Origin of the sequence: Lactobacillus sp. ESL0791 (assembly GCF_029433255.1) — a bacterium.
Classification (GTDB): domain Bacteria; phylum Bacillota; class Bacilli; order Lactobacillales; family Lactobacillaceae; genus Lactobacillus.
The window spans coordinates 1211838-1227847 of record NZ_JAQTHU010000001.1 but is presented as its reverse complement, the minus strand read 5'-3'; the positions used below and the strand labels follow the sequence as shown (position 1 = coordinate 1227847).

Genomic DNA, 16010 nt, shown 5'->3' with positions numbered 1-16010 from the left:
CGTTTTGTTATTTCTATCCTAAAAAAGATTTTATCGCAAAGCTGAAAGAATTGCCTGCTTTATGCTTAAATTACTTTTTACTTTATTATTATCTTGTTATTTTATAAACTTTCAATGTAAGCAGCAATCCGTTTTACGGCTTCTTTAAGATCTTCATCGGAAGCAGCATAGGAAAGACGGATGTAGCCTATGCCGGCATCACCGAAATAGCTACCAGGTGTCACGCCAACTTTGGCTTTTTCTGCCAAATCATAGGCAAATTTTTCATCTTCATCACCAAATTTATCTGGAATTTTGGCGAAAATATAAAAAGCACCTTCGGGTTTAGCCATCTTAAAACCAATCTTTTCTAGTCCTGGTTCGACAATATTAAGACGGCGTTCATAAATTTCCCGCGAAGTAATTGGATCTTCTTGGCCATTTGTCAAAGCTTCAGTTGCGGCTACCTGAACATTATCAGTAACAGCAGTAACCAGAAATGAATTGATTTTGATAATTGAAGTCATGATTTCTTTAGGGCCAGCAATGTAACCGATTCGCCAACCGGTCATTGAAAAAGCTTTTGAAAGGCCAGACAGTAAAATATTACGCTCGGGAATGATCTGAGAAAGGGAATAGTGCTTACGTCCGCCATAAATCAGTTCGGCATAAATTTCATCACTAACAGAATACAAGCCGTATTTTTCAATTACAGCGGCTAATTCTTGTAAGTTTTTCTTAGAATATACCCGGCCTGTCGGATTGGATGGATCGGTAATGATAATTGCTTTAGCACCTTTTCCTTCGTTATTTAAAACTTCCTCTAAATGTTCTGCCGTTAACAGAAAATTATCCTGTGAGGTATCAACTTGAACCGGGACTCCACCAGCCATTTCAATGATTCCAAAATAAACTTCCCAGACAGGAGTAGGTACCAATATCTTGTCACCAGGATTGAGCAAAGCCATACAGGCAACGTTTAATGCACCAGTGGCTCCGACGGTGACACAAATTTCATTTTTTGGATCGTAGTGAACCTGTAAACTTTGTTCAAGATACTTACTGATTGCAGCTAATAATTCGGGTTTACCGGATTTAGGTGCATAGTGAGAATCATTTTGCTCGATAGCTTTGATCGCGGCCGCTTTAACATGCTCAGGGGTTGCTAAATCTGGTTCACCAACAGTTAATTTGATGACCCCAGGAATAGTTTCGACCTTGTCAGTAAATGAACGCATTTTTGACTCGGGCAATTCCTTAATTTTTTTGTTAAAAGTGCTACGTAAATCGTTAGCTATGTTTGGCATTGTAATTCTTCTCTCTATGTTTGATACAATAATAAAATTTATTATTCGCTACAAATTATAGCCTACTTTATCAGCCATGGGGTAACTTCTTTTGAGTTTTTTAAATAATATAAATTTTGTTTTTCTGTTATAGTTGAGACAGGGAGGGCAATATTATGGATAAAAAAGAAAAAGCTAAAGCACTGGCAAAGTTAAACAAGGATGAATATGAGGTAACGCAAAATGCGGCTACTGATTATCCGTTTACCGGCAAGTATGATGATTTTTATGAAAAGGGAATTTATGTCGATGTTGTTTCCGGCGAACCACTTTTTTCTAGTATAGATAAGTACGATGCTGGGTGCGGCTGGCCCAGCTTCACGAAACCAATTAAAAAGCTGGCTTATCACCGTGACCAATCTCATAACATGGAACGAACTGAGGTAAAAAGTCCGAAGGCTGAATCCCATTTGGGCCATGTATTTCCCGACGGTCCGGAAGATAAGGGCGGCTTGCGCTACTGCATTAATTCTTCGGCTTTAAAATTTATTCCGTATGACAAGCTGGAGCAGGCAGGATATGGTGAATATAAGAAATTGTTTGAATAAAAAATAAACGTTAACTTCAATTTGAAGCTAGCGTTTTTAAATGCTAAACAATTTCCTGTTCCTTGAAACGGCCGTAAACCCGTTCAACTTCACCCACACTCATAAAAGCATAGGGATCCGCTTTTTTAACAATTTGCCGAATATCATACATGTCATACCGGTCAATTACCGTCAGCAACACTGTTTTTTCAATATGACTGTATGCTCCTTCGGCATCGTGTAAAATTGTGATTCCCCGGTGCATTCTGTCCTGAATGCCGTCAATAATTGCCTCTGCTTGATCAGTCACAATGATTACCTGCAGTTTCTGATGCTGGGTGTAAATGGCATCGATTACCCGGCCATTGATAAAAATGGTCAGAGCTGAGTACAGTGCACGGCTCCAACCAAACACAAATCCGGCAGCGGCAATAATAACTAGATTAATTAAAATGTTAACTTTGCCATAACTGGTTCCGGTTTTACGCCTAATCACAATCCCGATAATATCAATGCCACCAGTTGAAATACCATTTTTTAAGGCAAAGCCCGTACCCATGCCATTGATGACACCGCCAAAAATTGCGCAGATCAGCGGATCAGTGCTGACATGCACCGGCCGCAGCAAATGCATCATGATTGAGCCAAGAATAACTGTAAAAACAGTAAAAAAGGTAAATTTGTGGCCGATTTTAAACCAGCCCAGAATAATCAAGGGAATGTTTAGCACAAGGTACATAACCGAAGTTGTGAGTGTGAAGGGCAAATAGCGCGAACTCAAAGTATTGATTAACTGCGCAAATCCCGTAACTCCGGAAGAGTACATGTGACCCGGCCCCCAGAAGAAATTTAAAGCCACTGCTACTGCAAGTGAATAAAAAAATGCTGCGGAAATTTTTGCTAAAAGGTTATAACGCCGATTGAAGCGATCAAGTTGATCCATGAATTAATTTAATTAGTCCTTTTAAAAATATACATAAAACATCATAAGTGTAACAAAATTTCTTTCGGTAACCAACTAAAAATAAATTATTTTTGCCAGTGCTGCTTGATAAATTTTTCTCGACCGCCAGCTTCTTCCATCTGGTAACGCAACGGGTCCTTTTTGTAAAAATCCTGGTGGTATTCTTCAGCTGGATAAAAAGGTTGTGCTGGTTCAATCCGCGTAACAATCTTTTGGTCAAATTTTCCACTGTTTTGCAATTCTTCTTTTGATTTTTCAGCTGCTTCTTTTTGAGAAGGTGAGTTATAAAAAATCACCGGACGGTAGTTGTCGCCGCGATCTTGAAATTGTCCCGAAGCATCGGTCGGATCGGTTACCTGCCAATAATATGAAAGCAGTTTTTCATAGGGCATGACTTGGGGATCATACGTGATTTCAACAGCTTCGGTGTGACCGGTGGTTCCGGAACAAACCTGTTCATACGTGGGATTGGCAACATGACCGCCGGTGTAACCCGAAACAACTTTTTCTACACCCGGAAGTGTGTCGAAGGGTTTAACCATGCACCAAAAACAACCACCTGCAAAAATTGCCGTGTCTAAATTTTTTTCGTCAGTTTTCATTAATCTCTACCTCACTATAAGAAAGTTGCTTTTATTAAAACATAAACAGCGTACCTCAGTTACTGAAATACACTGTTTAGATGACCTTATTTAATTATTGTTCTTCAATTCCAAGGTGGCGCATAATTAACGCAGCTGTTTCTTCGATTGAACGGTTGGCAACGTTAATGACATAACAGCCTAATTTGTTATATAATTCGTTGGCTGCCGCCAGTTCCTTATTGATCGAATCCATATTAGAATAAGTTGTATCTGGATTAAGGCCGTAGGAAATCATTCTTTGACGCCTAATCTCATTCAGAACCGACGGATCGTTGGTCAAGCCAATAATTTTTTGCGGGTCAATTTGGTAAATTTCTTTTGGAATGTGCGTGTCTGGCACTAATGGTAAGTTAGCAACCTTTAAATTTTTGTTAGCCAAAAATAGGGAAAGTGGCGTCTTCGAGGTTCTGGAGACACCAAGCAGAACCACATCCGCTTCCAGAAAACCTTTGGGATTTTTACCGTCATCATACATCACGGCAAATTCCATTGCGGAAATTCGGTCAAAGTATTTTTGGTTCACTTTATGCTGAGCGCCAATTTTTTCCGCTGGCCGTGTCCCAGTAACTTTTTGAATGGCTTCGACGGCGGGAGAAAGGATGTCGACACCCTGCACTTTGTTTTCACGGGCAAATCTGATTACTGGTATCTGCATCTCATCCTTGACCAGACTGTAAATAATTACCAAGTTGGGATAATCCTTTATCTCAGCCAAAGTTTTGTCTAATCGTTCACGGTTATAAATAAACGGATACCGGCGGTAATTTATTTTTGAGTCCGGGAACTGAGCTGCCGCAGCAACGGCATTATTATAAGCGGTATCACCGACAGAATCCGAAATTATCACAATATTGATTTCTTTTTTTGCATCTTCTTCGGGCATTAAAAGTCCACCTCTTTCTGATATTATTAATTATACCTTTTTAACCAATAGTTTGATAGCAAGATTTTACACTTAGTAGACTTGAAAAAATTATTATGAAATTTATTTAAAAAATATTATTGGTTAGTATTGACCCAGGTCCTAAGTTTGATATAATTTAGGTAAATGTATGGCGTAACGTCAAGAAATGGAAGGAGGGATCACACATGGCTAAGACAGTCGTTCACGAAAACGAGTCTATTGATGATGCTCTTCGTCGTTTTAAGCGTTCCGTTTCAAGAAGTGGTACCTTGCAAGAATACCGTAAACGCGAATTCTATGAAAAACCTAGTGTCCGCAGAAAACTTAAATCAGAAGCAGCGCGCAAGCGTAAACATTATTAATCAAACTCGAAAACTTCTATCCTTGTGGTAGAGGTTTTTGTTTTATCTAAGATTTGCTATAATTTACTTGTGTTTAATGATTAAGAAAGAGGGGTTAACGTTGAGTTTAGTTGAAACTACTATGGCCGATATGAAACAAGCCATGAAGGATCATGATAAAGTAAAATTAAATACGGTGCGAATGATCAAATCAGCACTGATGAACGAAAAAATAAAGTTAGGTCACGAATTAAATGCCGATGAGGAATTGACAATTTTAAACCGTGAAAAAAAGCAAAGAGAAGAGTCAATTACCGAATTTACCAAAGCCAAGCGTGATGACCTAGTCGACGAAACCAAAAAAGAGTTAGCAATTGTCGAAAGTTACATGCCGAAGCAATTGTCCAAGGATGAACTTGACAAGATTGTTACAGACACGATTGCAGAAATTGGTGCCAAAGGCAAATCTGATTTTGGTAAAGTAATGAAGGCCCTGATGCCCAAGATCAAGGGTAGGGCCGACGGCAAGGAAGCTTCCTCTTCTGTGCGTGACCATTTAAAATAAAGGAGCAGAGTTATTTGGCTCAAACCAATTTTATTCCTAAAAATCCAGAAAATATTCAAAAATTAGTTGGAATTAATGATGGTAATCTAAATCTCTTAGCTGAAGGCTACGATCTCACAGTTACAGACACGGGGAACCAAATTGTGATTACCGGTGACGATGACAAAACAGCAAAAGTGATTGCAGTTTTGAATGCACTTGACCAAATTGTCAGCACGGGCGTTAATATTGGCGCCCCAGATGTGGTTAGTGCAATGAAAATGGCTGACAAGGGCACAACAGAGTACTTTCCTGATCTCTATAAAAAGATTTTAATCCGGGATGCTAAAGGCAAACCGATAAGAGTCAAAAATATGGGGCAGAAAAGGTATGTTGAAGCAATTCAGAAGCACGATGTTGTCTTTGGAATTGGTCCCGCAGGGACCGGTAAAACTTTCCTTGCAGTCGCATGTGCAATTGCTGCTTTTAAAGCCGGGGAAGTTGCACGGATTGTTTTGACAAGGCCGGCGGTGGAAGCCGGTGAATCGCTGGGCTTTTTGCCGGGAGACTTAAAGGAAAAAGTTGATCCATATCTCCGTCCAATTTACGATTCCTTGTACGCGATTTTAGGTACCAATACAACGGATCGCTTAATGGAACGCGGTGTGATTGAAGTTGCACCGCTTGCATATATGCGGGGACGAACCCTGGACGATGCTTTTGTTATCCTGGACGAGGCGCAGAACACAACAGATGCGCAAATGAAGATGTTTTTGACCCGACTGGGTTTTAATTCCAAAATGATCGTTAACGGTGACATGACCCAGGTTGATTTGCCGGGACGCCAGCGCAGCGGCTTAATTGATGCGCAGCGGATTTTAAAAGATATTGACCAAATCAAATTTGTGCGCTTCACAGCAAACGACGTTGTGCGGCATCCGGTAGTCGCTAAAATTATTAATGCTTATGAGAAGGTAGAGGAAAAACGCCAATAAATGGAGCCAATTGAAATTACATATAATGACAAAACTGGTTTTTTAAATGATTCCCAGCGTGATTGGCAGAAATGGATCATGGATTTGTTGCTGTTAGCTAAAAAAGAAATTGGCAAGGATAATAATCTTGAACTCAGCATCAACTTTGTTGATGAGGATGAAAGCCAAACGATTAATAAAGAATATCGTGACAAAAACCGACCAACTGATGTTATTTCCTTTGCAATTGAAGATGGTGAAGACCAGCTTGATTTGGCTTCGTTTGCTGCGGAACCGGATTTTCAAGAAGATATTGGCGACCTGTTTATGTGTCTCAGTGTGATTAAGCGGCACAGTCAAGAATATGACACAGGCTTTGACCGCGAATTTGGTTATACAATTGTTCATGGCTTTTTACATTTAAATGGCTATGACCATATTGAGCCAGATGAAGCAAAGAAAATGTTTGCAGTTCAAGGTAAGGTATTAGAAGAATACGGCTTGCCGCTGCATGCTGATCAACTGGATGAAGGCAGAGGAAAATAATGACGGAAACTAAAAGTAGAAAATCGGGTTTTGTTGCCCTAGTTGGGCGGCCGAATGTTGGCAAGTCAACGTTAATGAATTGTTTGGTCGGGCAAAAAGTTGCGATTACTTCTAATAAGCCGCAAACAACGCGGAATAAAATTTCGGGAATCTACACGGCAGATAATCTGCAGGTGATTTTTGTTGATACTCCAGGTATTTTTAAGCCGCATGTCAAGCTTGATGATTACATGGATAAAGCCAGCCTTTCTAGCTTAAACGAAGTTGATTTGGTTTTATTTATGGTGGAACCGGAAAAAATTGGTAAAGGCGACGAATATATTGCTAATTTATTGAAAAAGGTTAAAGTCCCTATTTTTTTGCTAATTAATAAAGTTGATCAAGTTAGTCCCAATAGTTTGTTACCGATTATCGATTCCTACCGTAAGATTGGTAATTTCAAAGAATTTTTGCCAATCTCAGCAACTAAGGGAATTGGCATTAGCGACTTATTAGACTCATTAGCTAAATATCTGCCGGAAGGCCCGGAATACTATGATCCCGAGCAGATTACCGATCGTCCGGAATACTTTTTGGTTAGTGAATTAATTCGGGAGCAAATTCTTAAATTAACCGCTCAGGAAGTACCGCATGCAACCGCCGTTAAAGTTGAGCGTATGGACGAACATGTCAAAGGTAAACGCAGAATTGAAGCAACTATCTATGTTGAAAAGGATGGGCAAAAGGGGATTATCATCGGCAGGGGCGGTAAAATGCTCAAGCAGATTGGGATTAGTGCCCGCAAGCAAATTGAGGATTTACTTGGTGAACGGGTGAACCTGCAGTTGTGGGTTAAGGTTCAACACAATTGGCGCTCCGACCCAGGCTTTTTGAAGCAGATTGGTTATGATCAAAAGGACTTATCGTAGATGGCGCGTGAACTGAAAGAAGTTCAGGGCGTTGTTTTTAAACGCCAGAAATATCAGGAAGCAAGCTTGCTAATTAAAATCATGACTAAGGAAGTGGGTATTGTCACAGTGCTGGTTCGCGGCGCACTGAAACCAAAATCAAAGCTTAGTGCGGCGGCCATGAATTTTTCCTATGGCACGTATATCATCAATACCAGCGGTCATGGAATTAGCAGTTTGCGGACATATAAGGATGTGAAGCAGTTTGCATCTTTATACATGGACTTAGCAAAAAATGCCTATGCGTCCTTTATTCTGGATTTACTTGATCATGCTTTTTTGGAATACCAAAACCTGGGCAAGTATTATGATCTTATCTGGAATGCCTTAGTTAAGATTGATGCTGATGCAGATCCGGAAATGATCACCCAAATCGTTCAGATGCAGCTGCTAGCGGCATACGGAGTAGAGCCACAGTTAAAGTGTTGCCTGATCTGCGGAAAAAGGCAGGGTGAGTTTGATTATTCGATTAAACTTGGCGGGATTATTTGCAGCGATCATTTTTATACTCAAACTAGCCGTTTGCATTTAAAGCCGAAGGAAACCGCGGTGCTAAGAACTATTGGTTTACTGCCGCTTGAACGGCTGGGTGCAATTAAGGTTAATAATGAAACCAAAAAAGCAACAAGAAGGGTGATTGACCGCATTTATTTGGAAACAATTGATTTGAATCTTAAAACCAAAAAGTTTCTTGACGAATTAAAATTATTTGATTGTGATAATTGACGTAAGCGTGTAGTATATTATGTATAGTAGATTTTAGGGGAGTGAAATTATGGCTACAAAAAGTTTTCAGTCAGAATTTACTTTTGATACTAATGCCGCAAATGCTTTATTAAATGCTTTAAATAGTACAAGAAAAGTAAATTTAGTGAATAATAAGCCTGTTAATTACTATAGATTTACCGAGCCAAACAAAATGAAATTAAAATTCGATTCAGTATTTCAAAAGAAATCATAGTGATATGGCTTTTGACGTTGTAACTTTAAATAGTTTGCTTAACGAGTATTCTCAAGAAAATATTAAGAGCTTTTTTGAAAATTTTAGTAGTCTGGATAAAGATGTCGAAAATTTTTTAAAACAGAAAGCAATACAATTTGAAAAAATAGGATTATCTCGTACGACACTAGTGTTTACCCAATACAAAAACACAGAGGTTTTAGTTGGTTACTTTGCAATTTCTGGCAAACCTTTAATCGTTAAAAAGAAGGACTGGAATAAACTCTCTAGTGGAGTTAAACGCAAATTATTACCGATTGGTTATAAGTCAGAACGTGATAATTATGTTATTAATTCGATTTTATTAGGACAATTTAGCAAAAATAACTGTTACCAAAGTCAACAGTTGATTACTGGTAAAGAACTACTTTCAATCGCATATGCTACTATTAAAAAAGCATGGGAAGTATTAGGCGGTACTGTTTTATATCTTGAAGCGAGAAATGAACCGCATATTCAGAAATTTTATACTAGTTGTGGTTTTAGCCAAGTTTTGCTTCGTAACGGAGATATATCTGTTAAACCTTATGTTACCTCTAATGGCTATCATCTCTATTTACAGAAGCTAAGTAACATTTGACTTGAAATTTACCTAATCAAGCCATTGGTTAACTTGCTTTTATGTGATAAAATAGTAGCAGATTTTGACAAGAATAGGGATTTAAGAAAAGTACTAGTTTAGCGAGTGTTGTCACGGTGAAAAGAACACCTAGAAAAAGGTACCCTTAGTCAAGCCTAATTAAGAGCAGGAGTCAGTGATTCCTGAATTAGGGTGGAACCGCGATGTGAATTCGTCCCTATGCAAGTTTTGCATAGGCTTTTTTTATGGTCTGATGCGGGAGGAAAGACAAATGACAGAAAAAAAACTAACTATTCAAGATATAATTTTTAAATTGGAACAATTTTGGTCTTCTAAAGGCTGCATGATTATGCCTTCCTATGACGTTGAAAAGGGTGCAGGCACAATGAGCCCGTATACCTTTTTACGTGCGGTTGGTCCGGAGCCGTGGGCAGCATGTTACGTTGAACCATCAAGACGGCCAGCCGATGGACGTTATGGTGATAATCCTAACCGCTTATTCCAACACCACCAGTTTCAGGTTGTGATTAAGCCGGCACCAGAAGATATTCAGCAATACTATTTGGACAGTTTGCGCGTTTTGGGGATTGATCCGCTGGAACATGATATTCGCTTCGTTGAAGATAACTGGGAAAATCCGTCAATGGGCTGTGCCGGTGTTGGTTGGGAAGTTTGGCTTGACGGAATGGAAGTCAGCCAGTTTACTTATTTCCAAGTTGTCGGTGAGCTTGACGTTAAACCGACGATGAGTGAAATCACTTATGGCGTTGAGCGGCTGGCCTCGTACATTCAAGAAGTCGACTCTGTCTATGATTTGGAATGGGGCAATGGCGTCCTTTACCGTGACATCTTTAAGGAACCCGAATACGAGCATTCCAAATATGCGTTTGAAGAATCAAACCAAGAAAATTTGCTCAATCTGTTTAATGATTATGAAAAAACGGCAAAACGCCTGCTGAGCCAAAACCTGGTTCATCCTGCCTACGATTACATCCTTAAATGTTCGCACACATTTAATTTGTTAGATGCACGCGGTGCGGTTTCTGTAACCGAACGTGCCGGTTATTTAGCACGAATCAGAAACTTGGCGCATGAAGTGGCGGTTAGCTTTGTTGAAGAACGGGAAAAGCGCGGTTTTCCACTTTTGAAAAATGCAGAAGATAAGAAAGTAGGTCTTGAAAATGACTAAAGACTATTTATTTGAAATTGGCACAGAAGAAATGCCGGCTCACGTTGTTTTGCGCAGTGTGCGCCAGTTAGCAGACCGGACCAAGAAGTATTTAAAGGAAAATGGCTTAAAATTTAAGGACATTAAAACTTATTCCACGCCGCGGCGGTTAACGATTTTGGTCGAAGATTTGGCTGAAAAACAGGCTGATATTGACGAAGTGAAAAAGGGACCAGCAAAAAAGATTGCCCAAGATCAGGATGGCAAATGGACTAAGGCTGCAGAGGGTTTTGCTCGCGGCCAGGGGATGACCACTGATGATATTTATTTTCAGGAGCTAAAAGGCACGGAATATGCCTATGTTCACGTCCAAAAAGAAGGTAAACTGGCAAGCGATATTTTGCTGGGAATGAGTGACATTATCAAGGCGATGACTTTTCCGACCAAAATGCGCTGGGACTCAAATGAGTTTGAATTTGTGCGCCCAATTCACTGGCTGGTGTCATTGTTTGGCAGTGACGTTATTCCCGTCAAAATTTTAGATATTACTGCTGGCCGCAAGACAGAAGGTCACCGGTTTTTAGGTGATTCCGTTGTGCTAGCTGCTGCCGACGACTATGAAGATGCCCTGAAAGACCAATTTGTGATTGCCGATAGTGACGAGCGGCAGGAAATGATTGTTGATCAGATTAATAAGTTGGCTGCGAAAAATAATTGGCAAGTCAATCTGGATAAAAGCCTGCTTGAAGAAGTTACTAACCTAGTTGAATATCCGACGGTTTTTGCGGGTTCCTTTGCAGAAAAGTATTTGCAGATGCCTAAGGAAGTTTTGATTACCTCGATGAAAGATAATCAACGCTACTTTGAAGTTTATGACCAAAACGGCAAATTGATCAATCATTTTATTGCCGTCCGCAATGGTAATAAGGATTATCTTGACAATGTTATTTCGGGTAATGAAAAAGTTCTGGTTGCCCGTTTAGATGATGCCCAGTTCTTCTACGATGAGGATCGCAAATATCCGCTGAGTCACTTTGTTGAGCGCCTTAAAAATGTTTCCTTCCACGATAAGATCGGTTCAATGGCCGAAAAAACTCAGCGCGTTCGTATCATCGGTGATTTTTTAGCGAAGAAATGGCAGCTGGATGATCAAGTAGTCAGCGACTTTGACCGTGCAAGTGAGCTATATAAATTTGATTTAGTTACCCAAATGGTGGGCGAATTTGCTGAACTTCAGGGTGTGATGGGGATGCATTATGCCCGCCTTGCCGGTGAGAATGAAAATGTAGCAGTTGCCATCAAGGAACACTACATGCCGACGACTTCCGAGGGAGAATTGCCGGGAACTGAGGTTGGAGCACTGTTATCGGTTGCTGATAAACTCGATACAATTATTACATTTTTCGCTGCAGGGATGATTCCGAGCTCGTCTAATGATCCGTATGCTTTACGGCGCTATGCTTACGGCATCGTGCGCATTTTGCTTAAGCAGAAATGGTCACTGGCCTTTAATATGGTTTTACCTGAATTAGTCAATGCTGTTGAAGGCAAAACTGCGGCTAAATTGCCGAAAACTACAAGTCAAGATCAAGAAATTGCTCTGTTTATCCGTGACCGAATTAAGCAATACCTACAAAAGAATAACTTTAAGTATGATGTGATTGATGCCGTGCTTGCCTCAAGTCAGCAGGATCCGATTCAAATTTTGGCGGCGGCCAATGTCTTGCAACTGCACCATGATGATGAGAAATTCCGGCCGGTTGTCGAAAGTTTAACGCGCATAAACAATATTCTGAAACAGGCCAAATACAAGGGTACAGCAAAGGTTGCTCCAGAACTATTTGAAAATGATAGTGAGAAGGAATTGGCTGCCGGAATTGACAGCCTGCAGCAGGCGGTTAAGCTTGCTGACCTTTATGAAGGCTTCGTTCAATTGCAGCCGGTGATCGATCAGTATTTTGAAACTAATATGATTATGGCGAAAGATGAAAAGATTAAGAATAACCGCCTAGCCCAGCTAAGCAGCGTAAGTGACTTGGCTCACCGCTTGGGTGATTTGAGTAAGTTGGTTATTAAATAAATTCAAAAGTAGGTGATACATTTGGCTGGCTTAATTCCCGAAGATTTTATTAATAAGGTACGGTCAAACGTTAATATCGTTGATGTGATTAGTCAGTATGTTTCACTTGAAAAAAAGGGTAAAGACTATACCGGTCTTTGCCCTTTTCATCAAGAAAAGACCCCGTCATTTACAGTCAACGAGGATAAACAATTTTTTAAGTGCTTTGGTTGCGGCAAAGGCGGCAATGTTTTTAAGTTTTTGATGTACAAGGAAAATTTGACTTTTCCTGAGAGTGTTCAACGAGCTGCCGAATTTGCTCACATTGAGATGGATGCAAGTTTTACTCAAAAAAATCCTGTTGCCAATAGTATGATTCGCTTGCACCAGGATGCAGTTAAATTTTATCAACGGGTTTTGACAACGACAAATGCGGGGCAGCGCGGGCTTAAGTATGCAAGGAAACGCGGTTTGTCTGATGAGTTGCTTGAACATTTTCAGATTGGTTACGCACCCAGGCAAGATAACCTGCTATTGATGTATTTGCAGCAAAAAAAATATACTGAGGAAGACCTTGTTAAAAGTGGTTTATTTGTTGAAAGCAAGGATGGGCGGTTGTTTGACCGTTTTCGTGACCGTCTAATGTTTCCTTTAGGAAACGAGAGCGGCTATGTGATCGGCTTTTCTGGGCGGCGTCTTTCCGACGACAAAACAATTGCGAAATATGTAAACAGTCCGGAAACTGAGCTTTTTACTAAATCAAAAGTTTTATTTCACTTTGCTGAAGCAAAAAAGGCCGCTAGAAGTGAAGGCCATCTGGTTTTGTATGAAGGCTATATGGATGTGATTGCTGCTTATAAGGCGGGGATTAGGTCCGGGATTGCCTCAATGGGCACGAGTTTGACCGACCAACAGGTTTACATGCTCAAGCGAATTACCAATAATATTATTATTAATTATGATGGCGATGATCCGGGAGTGCACGCAGAAGAGCGAGCTGCACAAATGTTTGAGCAGACAGGCAGTTTTAACTTAGGGATTGTAGTTTTACCCGAAAAATTGGATCCGGATGAATATGTTAAAAAGTACGGTGCAGAAAAGTATCAGGATGAGGTAAAGGGTGCGTATACCGCAACCGACTTTTTCTTAAAACGTTTAGAGCAAAAATATAACCTTGACAATGACCGGGAAAAAATTTTGTATTTGGATGAAGCAATTAAACAAATTGCCAAGTTACCCAATCCGGTTGAACAGGATCTCTATTTGGATAAGGTGGCTAATGAGCAGAATGTCTCGCGCGATTCGCTGAAGGTAAACCTCACGCGCCAAATTCGCCGGTTGCGGACAGCGGCTCAGCACAAGAACCGTAATCCATATCCGGAACCGGAGCTTGAAGACACCAGCATTCCGGTGGTTGACAAAGAAACCGAAAAAAATGATCCTGTGCAAACACGGCTGCTCTACCTCTTTATCCATTCTGAACATGCACGTGACTATTTGCTGGAAAAGAAATTTCTTTTCCCGGATCAGGATTATGCCCAACTAGCTGAATTATGGTTAAAATTTATTGAAAGTCATGAAGATCAATCAATAAATAGTTTCTTAGATTTTATTCCTGAGCAACTTCAAGGTATAATAGTAAGTGCTGAAATGATAAATATGCCCAAGGATTACTCTGAACGTGAGATTGACGAACAAGTTAGGGCTTTGCAGATGCGTAAAATTGATTCACAAATTGACGAGCTTATGCGCAACTTACAGGACGCAAAACGCAAAGACGATAATGACACAATAATCAACATTACCCGGAAAATTTTACAATTAAAGAGAACTCAAGGGCAGAAGGGGGCTTTTTAGTGGCAGGCGAAAATACTACCGAAAAGAATAATATGCTATCTTTGGATAAGATGGTCAAGAAAGTCGTTAAAGAAGTAAAAAAGGATAAGGCAATTACCGAAACTGATTTTACTGCCAAACTGATTGAACCTTATAAACTTGAAGGCAAGGCTGTTGACCAGCTAGTTCAAGAATTTGAAGATAATGGCATTAGCATCGTTGATGAAGAAGGCAATCCTTCAAAGCTAGCATTAAAGAAGCAAAAAGATGTTGAAAAGGCAGAATTAAAGGATATGTCGGCCCCTTCAAGCGTCCGTATGAATGATCCTGTCCGGATGTACTTAAAGGAAATCGGCCGTGTACCCCTGCTGAATGCTGATCAGGAAATCACACTGGCAAAACGAATCGAGTCTGGTGATGAGGAAGCGAAGCAAGAATTGGCGGAAGCCAACCTGCGGCTTGTTGTTTCAATTGCCAAGCGTTACGTTGGCCGGGGCATGTCATTTTTGGATTTGATCCAGGAAGGCAATATGGGCCTGATGAAGGCTGTCGACAAGTTTGACTATAGCTTAGGCTTCAAGTTTTCAACCTATGCAACCTGGTGGATCAGGCAAGCAATCACCCGCGCTATTGCCGATCAGGCACGGACAATCAGGATCCCGGTGCACATGGTGGAAACCATTAATAAGCTGATCCGCATTCAGCGGCAGTTGCTGCAGGATCTGGGGCGGGAACCAACGCCGGAAGAAATCGGTGCGGAAATGGATATGCCGACGAGCAAGGTGCGGGATATCATGAAGATTTCTCAAGAACCCGTTTCGCTGGAAACACCAATTGGTGAAGAAGACGATTCCCATTTAGGTGACTTTATCAAGGATAAGGATGCAACTAGTCCCGAACAACACGCTTCTTACGAAATGCTCAAGGAGCAGCTGGAAGAAGTACTTGACACCTTAACTGACCGTGAAGAAAATGTGTTGCGTCTGCGATTTGGTCTTGATGATGGACGCACGCGCACCTTAGAAGAAGTTGGTAAAGTTTTTGGCGTTACGCGCGAACGGATCCGGCAAATTGAGGCCAAGGCACTGCGTAAGCTGCGGCATCCGAGCCGGTCAAATCAATTGCGTGATTTTTTAGATTAATCATAAAAACGAGCTTGAAAGCTCGTTTTTTTATAGCGATTAAAATAATTCATCTCGTTTGCCGTCTAAGATATGCTCGCTCAGATTTTTATTAAAATATAAAGGCAGGTCATGGTCAAAGTTATGGGCAAGCTGATGATGTTCCAGCTCATCTTTGGTCATCCAAGTTAGCGCGCCTTCATCAGAAGCGGTCAATGTTCCTGTAAATTCATTAGCGATATAGAAAAGAACAAGATAACGGTGATCGGCACTGTCATAAAATTGTTTGATGCCAACTAGTTTAGGATTTTTGATAGTGAGACCTGTTTCTTCCTTTATTTCACGAACTACAGAATCATGAAAAGATTCGTGGGCTTCAACATGACCGCCGGGAAAAGTTAGTCCGGGCCAGCCGGGATCGTTGCGCTTTAAGACTAAAATTTTATCGTTTTCGGTGACCATACACATATTTGTCAGTGTGACGGGTTCGGTTCTATTCATCTAATTACCAGCTTTCTGAATTTCATTAT

18 protein-coding genes are annotated in these 16010 nt (G+C 40.5%); 13 read left to right on the top strand and 5 right to left on the bottom strand.

What is annotated here, in order from left to right:
* Positions 1-101 precede the first annotated feature (101 nt).
* Complete coding sequence (locus tag PT285_RS06120) at positions 102-1286, bottom strand: aminotransferase class I/II-fold pyridoxal phosphate-dependent enzyme (protein WP_277148752.1); 1185 nt, start codon at positions 1284-1286, stop codon at positions 102-104.
* A 155-nt stretch (positions 1287-1441) separates the two neighbouring features.
* Between PT285_RS06120 and msrB the strand changes: the two genes are divergently transcribed.
* Positions 1442-1873 (top strand): peptide-methionine (R)-S-oxide reductase MsrB, encoded by a 432-nt coding sequence (gene msrB, locus PT285_RS06115; RefSeq protein WP_277148751.1) that lies wholly within the window; start codon positions 1442-1444, stop codon positions 1871-1873.
* A gap of 43 nt (positions 1874-1916) precedes the next feature.
* Here msrB and PT285_RS06110 read toward each other — a convergent pair whose 3' ends face one another.
* From PT285_RS06110 to PT285_RS06100, 3 genes are all read right to left on the bottom strand, one after another.
* A complete protein-coding gene (locus PT285_RS06110) occupies positions 1917-2795 on the bottom strand; it encodes a YitT family protein (protein WP_277148750.1) in 879 nt (292 codons plus the stop codon).
* Between the two features lie 86 nt (positions 2796-2881).
* Positions 2882-3418, bottom strand: coding sequence for a peptide-methionine (S)-S-oxide reductase MsrA (gene msrA / locus PT285_RS06105; protein ID WP_277148749.1), 537 nt, complete (start codon positions 3416-3418; stop codon positions 2882-2884).
* 94 nt (positions 3419-3512) lie between these two features.
* Entirely contained in the window at positions 3513-4343 is an 831-nt protein-coding gene (locus tag PT285_RS06100; RefSeq protein WP_277148748.1) for a pyruvate, water dikinase regulatory protein, read from the bottom strand.
* 206 nt (positions 4344-4549) lie between these two features.
* On the opposite strand from PT285_RS06100, the gene rpsU reads away from it, so the two are divergent.
* The 12 genes from rpsU to rpoD all read left to right on the top strand — a co-directional run bounded on the left by rpsU (position 4550) and on the right by rpoD (position 15501).
* On the top strand, positions 4550-4726 hold the full coding sequence (rpsU, locus tag PT285_RS06095; RefSeq protein ID WP_046306945.1) for a 30S ribosomal protein S21: 177 nt from the start codon (positions 4550-4552) through the stop codon (positions 4724-4726).
* A 121-nt stretch (positions 4727-4847) separates the two neighbouring features.
* On the top strand, positions 4848-5270 hold the full coding sequence (locus PT285_RS06090) for a GatB/YqeY domain-containing protein (protein WP_374211489.1): 423 nt from the start codon (positions 4848-4850) through the stop codon (positions 5268-5270).
* 14 nt (positions 5271-5284) lie between these two features.
* Positions 5285-6244: a PhoH family protein gene (locus PT285_RS06085; protein WP_277148746.1), complete on the top strand. Its 960-nt coding sequence runs from the start codon at positions 5285-5287 to the stop codon at positions 6242-6244.
* On the top strand, positions 6245-6769 hold the full coding sequence (gene ybeY / locus PT285_RS06080; protein WP_277148745.1) for an rRNA maturation RNase YbeY: 525 nt from the start codon (positions 6245-6247) through the stop codon (positions 6767-6769).
* Positions 6769-7677 (top strand): GTPase Era, encoded by a 909-nt coding sequence (gene era / locus PT285_RS06075; RefSeq protein WP_277148744.1) that lies wholly within the window; start codon positions 6769-6771, stop codon positions 7675-7677. The genes ybeY and era overlap by 1 nt, the downstream gene beginning before the upstream one ends.
* Complete coding sequence (gene recO, locus PT285_RS06070) at positions 7678-8442, top strand: DNA repair protein RecO (RefSeq protein WP_277148743.1); 765 nt, start codon at positions 7678-7680, stop codon at positions 8440-8442. It begins immediately after the preceding gene.
* A gap of 49 nt (positions 8443-8491) precedes the next feature.
* Positions 8492-8677 (top strand): hypothetical protein, encoded by a 186-nt coding sequence (locus tag PT285_RS06065; RefSeq protein WP_277148742.1) that lies wholly within the window; start codon positions 8492-8494, stop codon positions 8675-8677.
* 4 nt (positions 8678-8681) lie between these two features.
* Positions 8682-9296 carry a hypothetical protein gene (locus PT285_RS06060; RefSeq protein WP_277148741.1) on the top strand — a complete coding sequence of 205 codons (615 nt, stop codon included), beginning with the start codon at positions 8682-8684 and terminating at the stop codon, positions 9294-9296.
* Positions 9297-9567: 271 nt separating this feature from the next.
* A complete protein-coding gene (glyQ, locus tag PT285_RS06055; RefSeq protein ID WP_277148740.1) occupies positions 9568-10485 on the top strand; it encodes a glycine--tRNA ligase subunit alpha in 918 nt (305 codons plus the stop codon).
* A complete protein-coding gene (glyS, locus tag PT285_RS06050; protein ID WP_277148739.1) occupies positions 10478-12544 on the top strand; it encodes a glycine--tRNA ligase subunit beta in 2067 nt (688 codons plus the stop codon). The genes glyQ and glyS overlap by 8 nt, the downstream gene beginning before the upstream one ends.
* A 21-nt stretch (positions 12545-12565) precedes the next feature.
* A complete protein-coding gene (dnaG, locus tag PT285_RS06045; protein WP_277148738.1) occupies positions 12566-14380 on the top strand; it encodes a DNA primase in 1815 nt (604 codons plus the stop codon).
* Positions 14380-15501, top strand: coding sequence for an RNA polymerase sigma factor RpoD (rpoD, locus tag PT285_RS06040; protein WP_277148737.1), 1122 nt, complete (start codon positions 14380-14382; stop codon positions 15499-15501). The genes dnaG and rpoD overlap by 1 nt, the downstream gene beginning before the upstream one ends.
* A gap of 39 nt (positions 15502-15540) precedes the next feature.
* Here rpoD and PT285_RS06035 read toward each other — a convergent pair whose 3' ends face one another.
* Positions 15541-15981 carry an 8-oxo-dGTP diphosphatase gene (locus tag PT285_RS06035; protein ID WP_277148736.1) on the bottom strand — a complete coding sequence of 147 codons (441 nt, stop codon included), beginning with the start codon at positions 15979-15981 and terminating at the stop codon, positions 15541-15543.
* Positions 15982-16010: the final 29 nt, after the last annotated feature.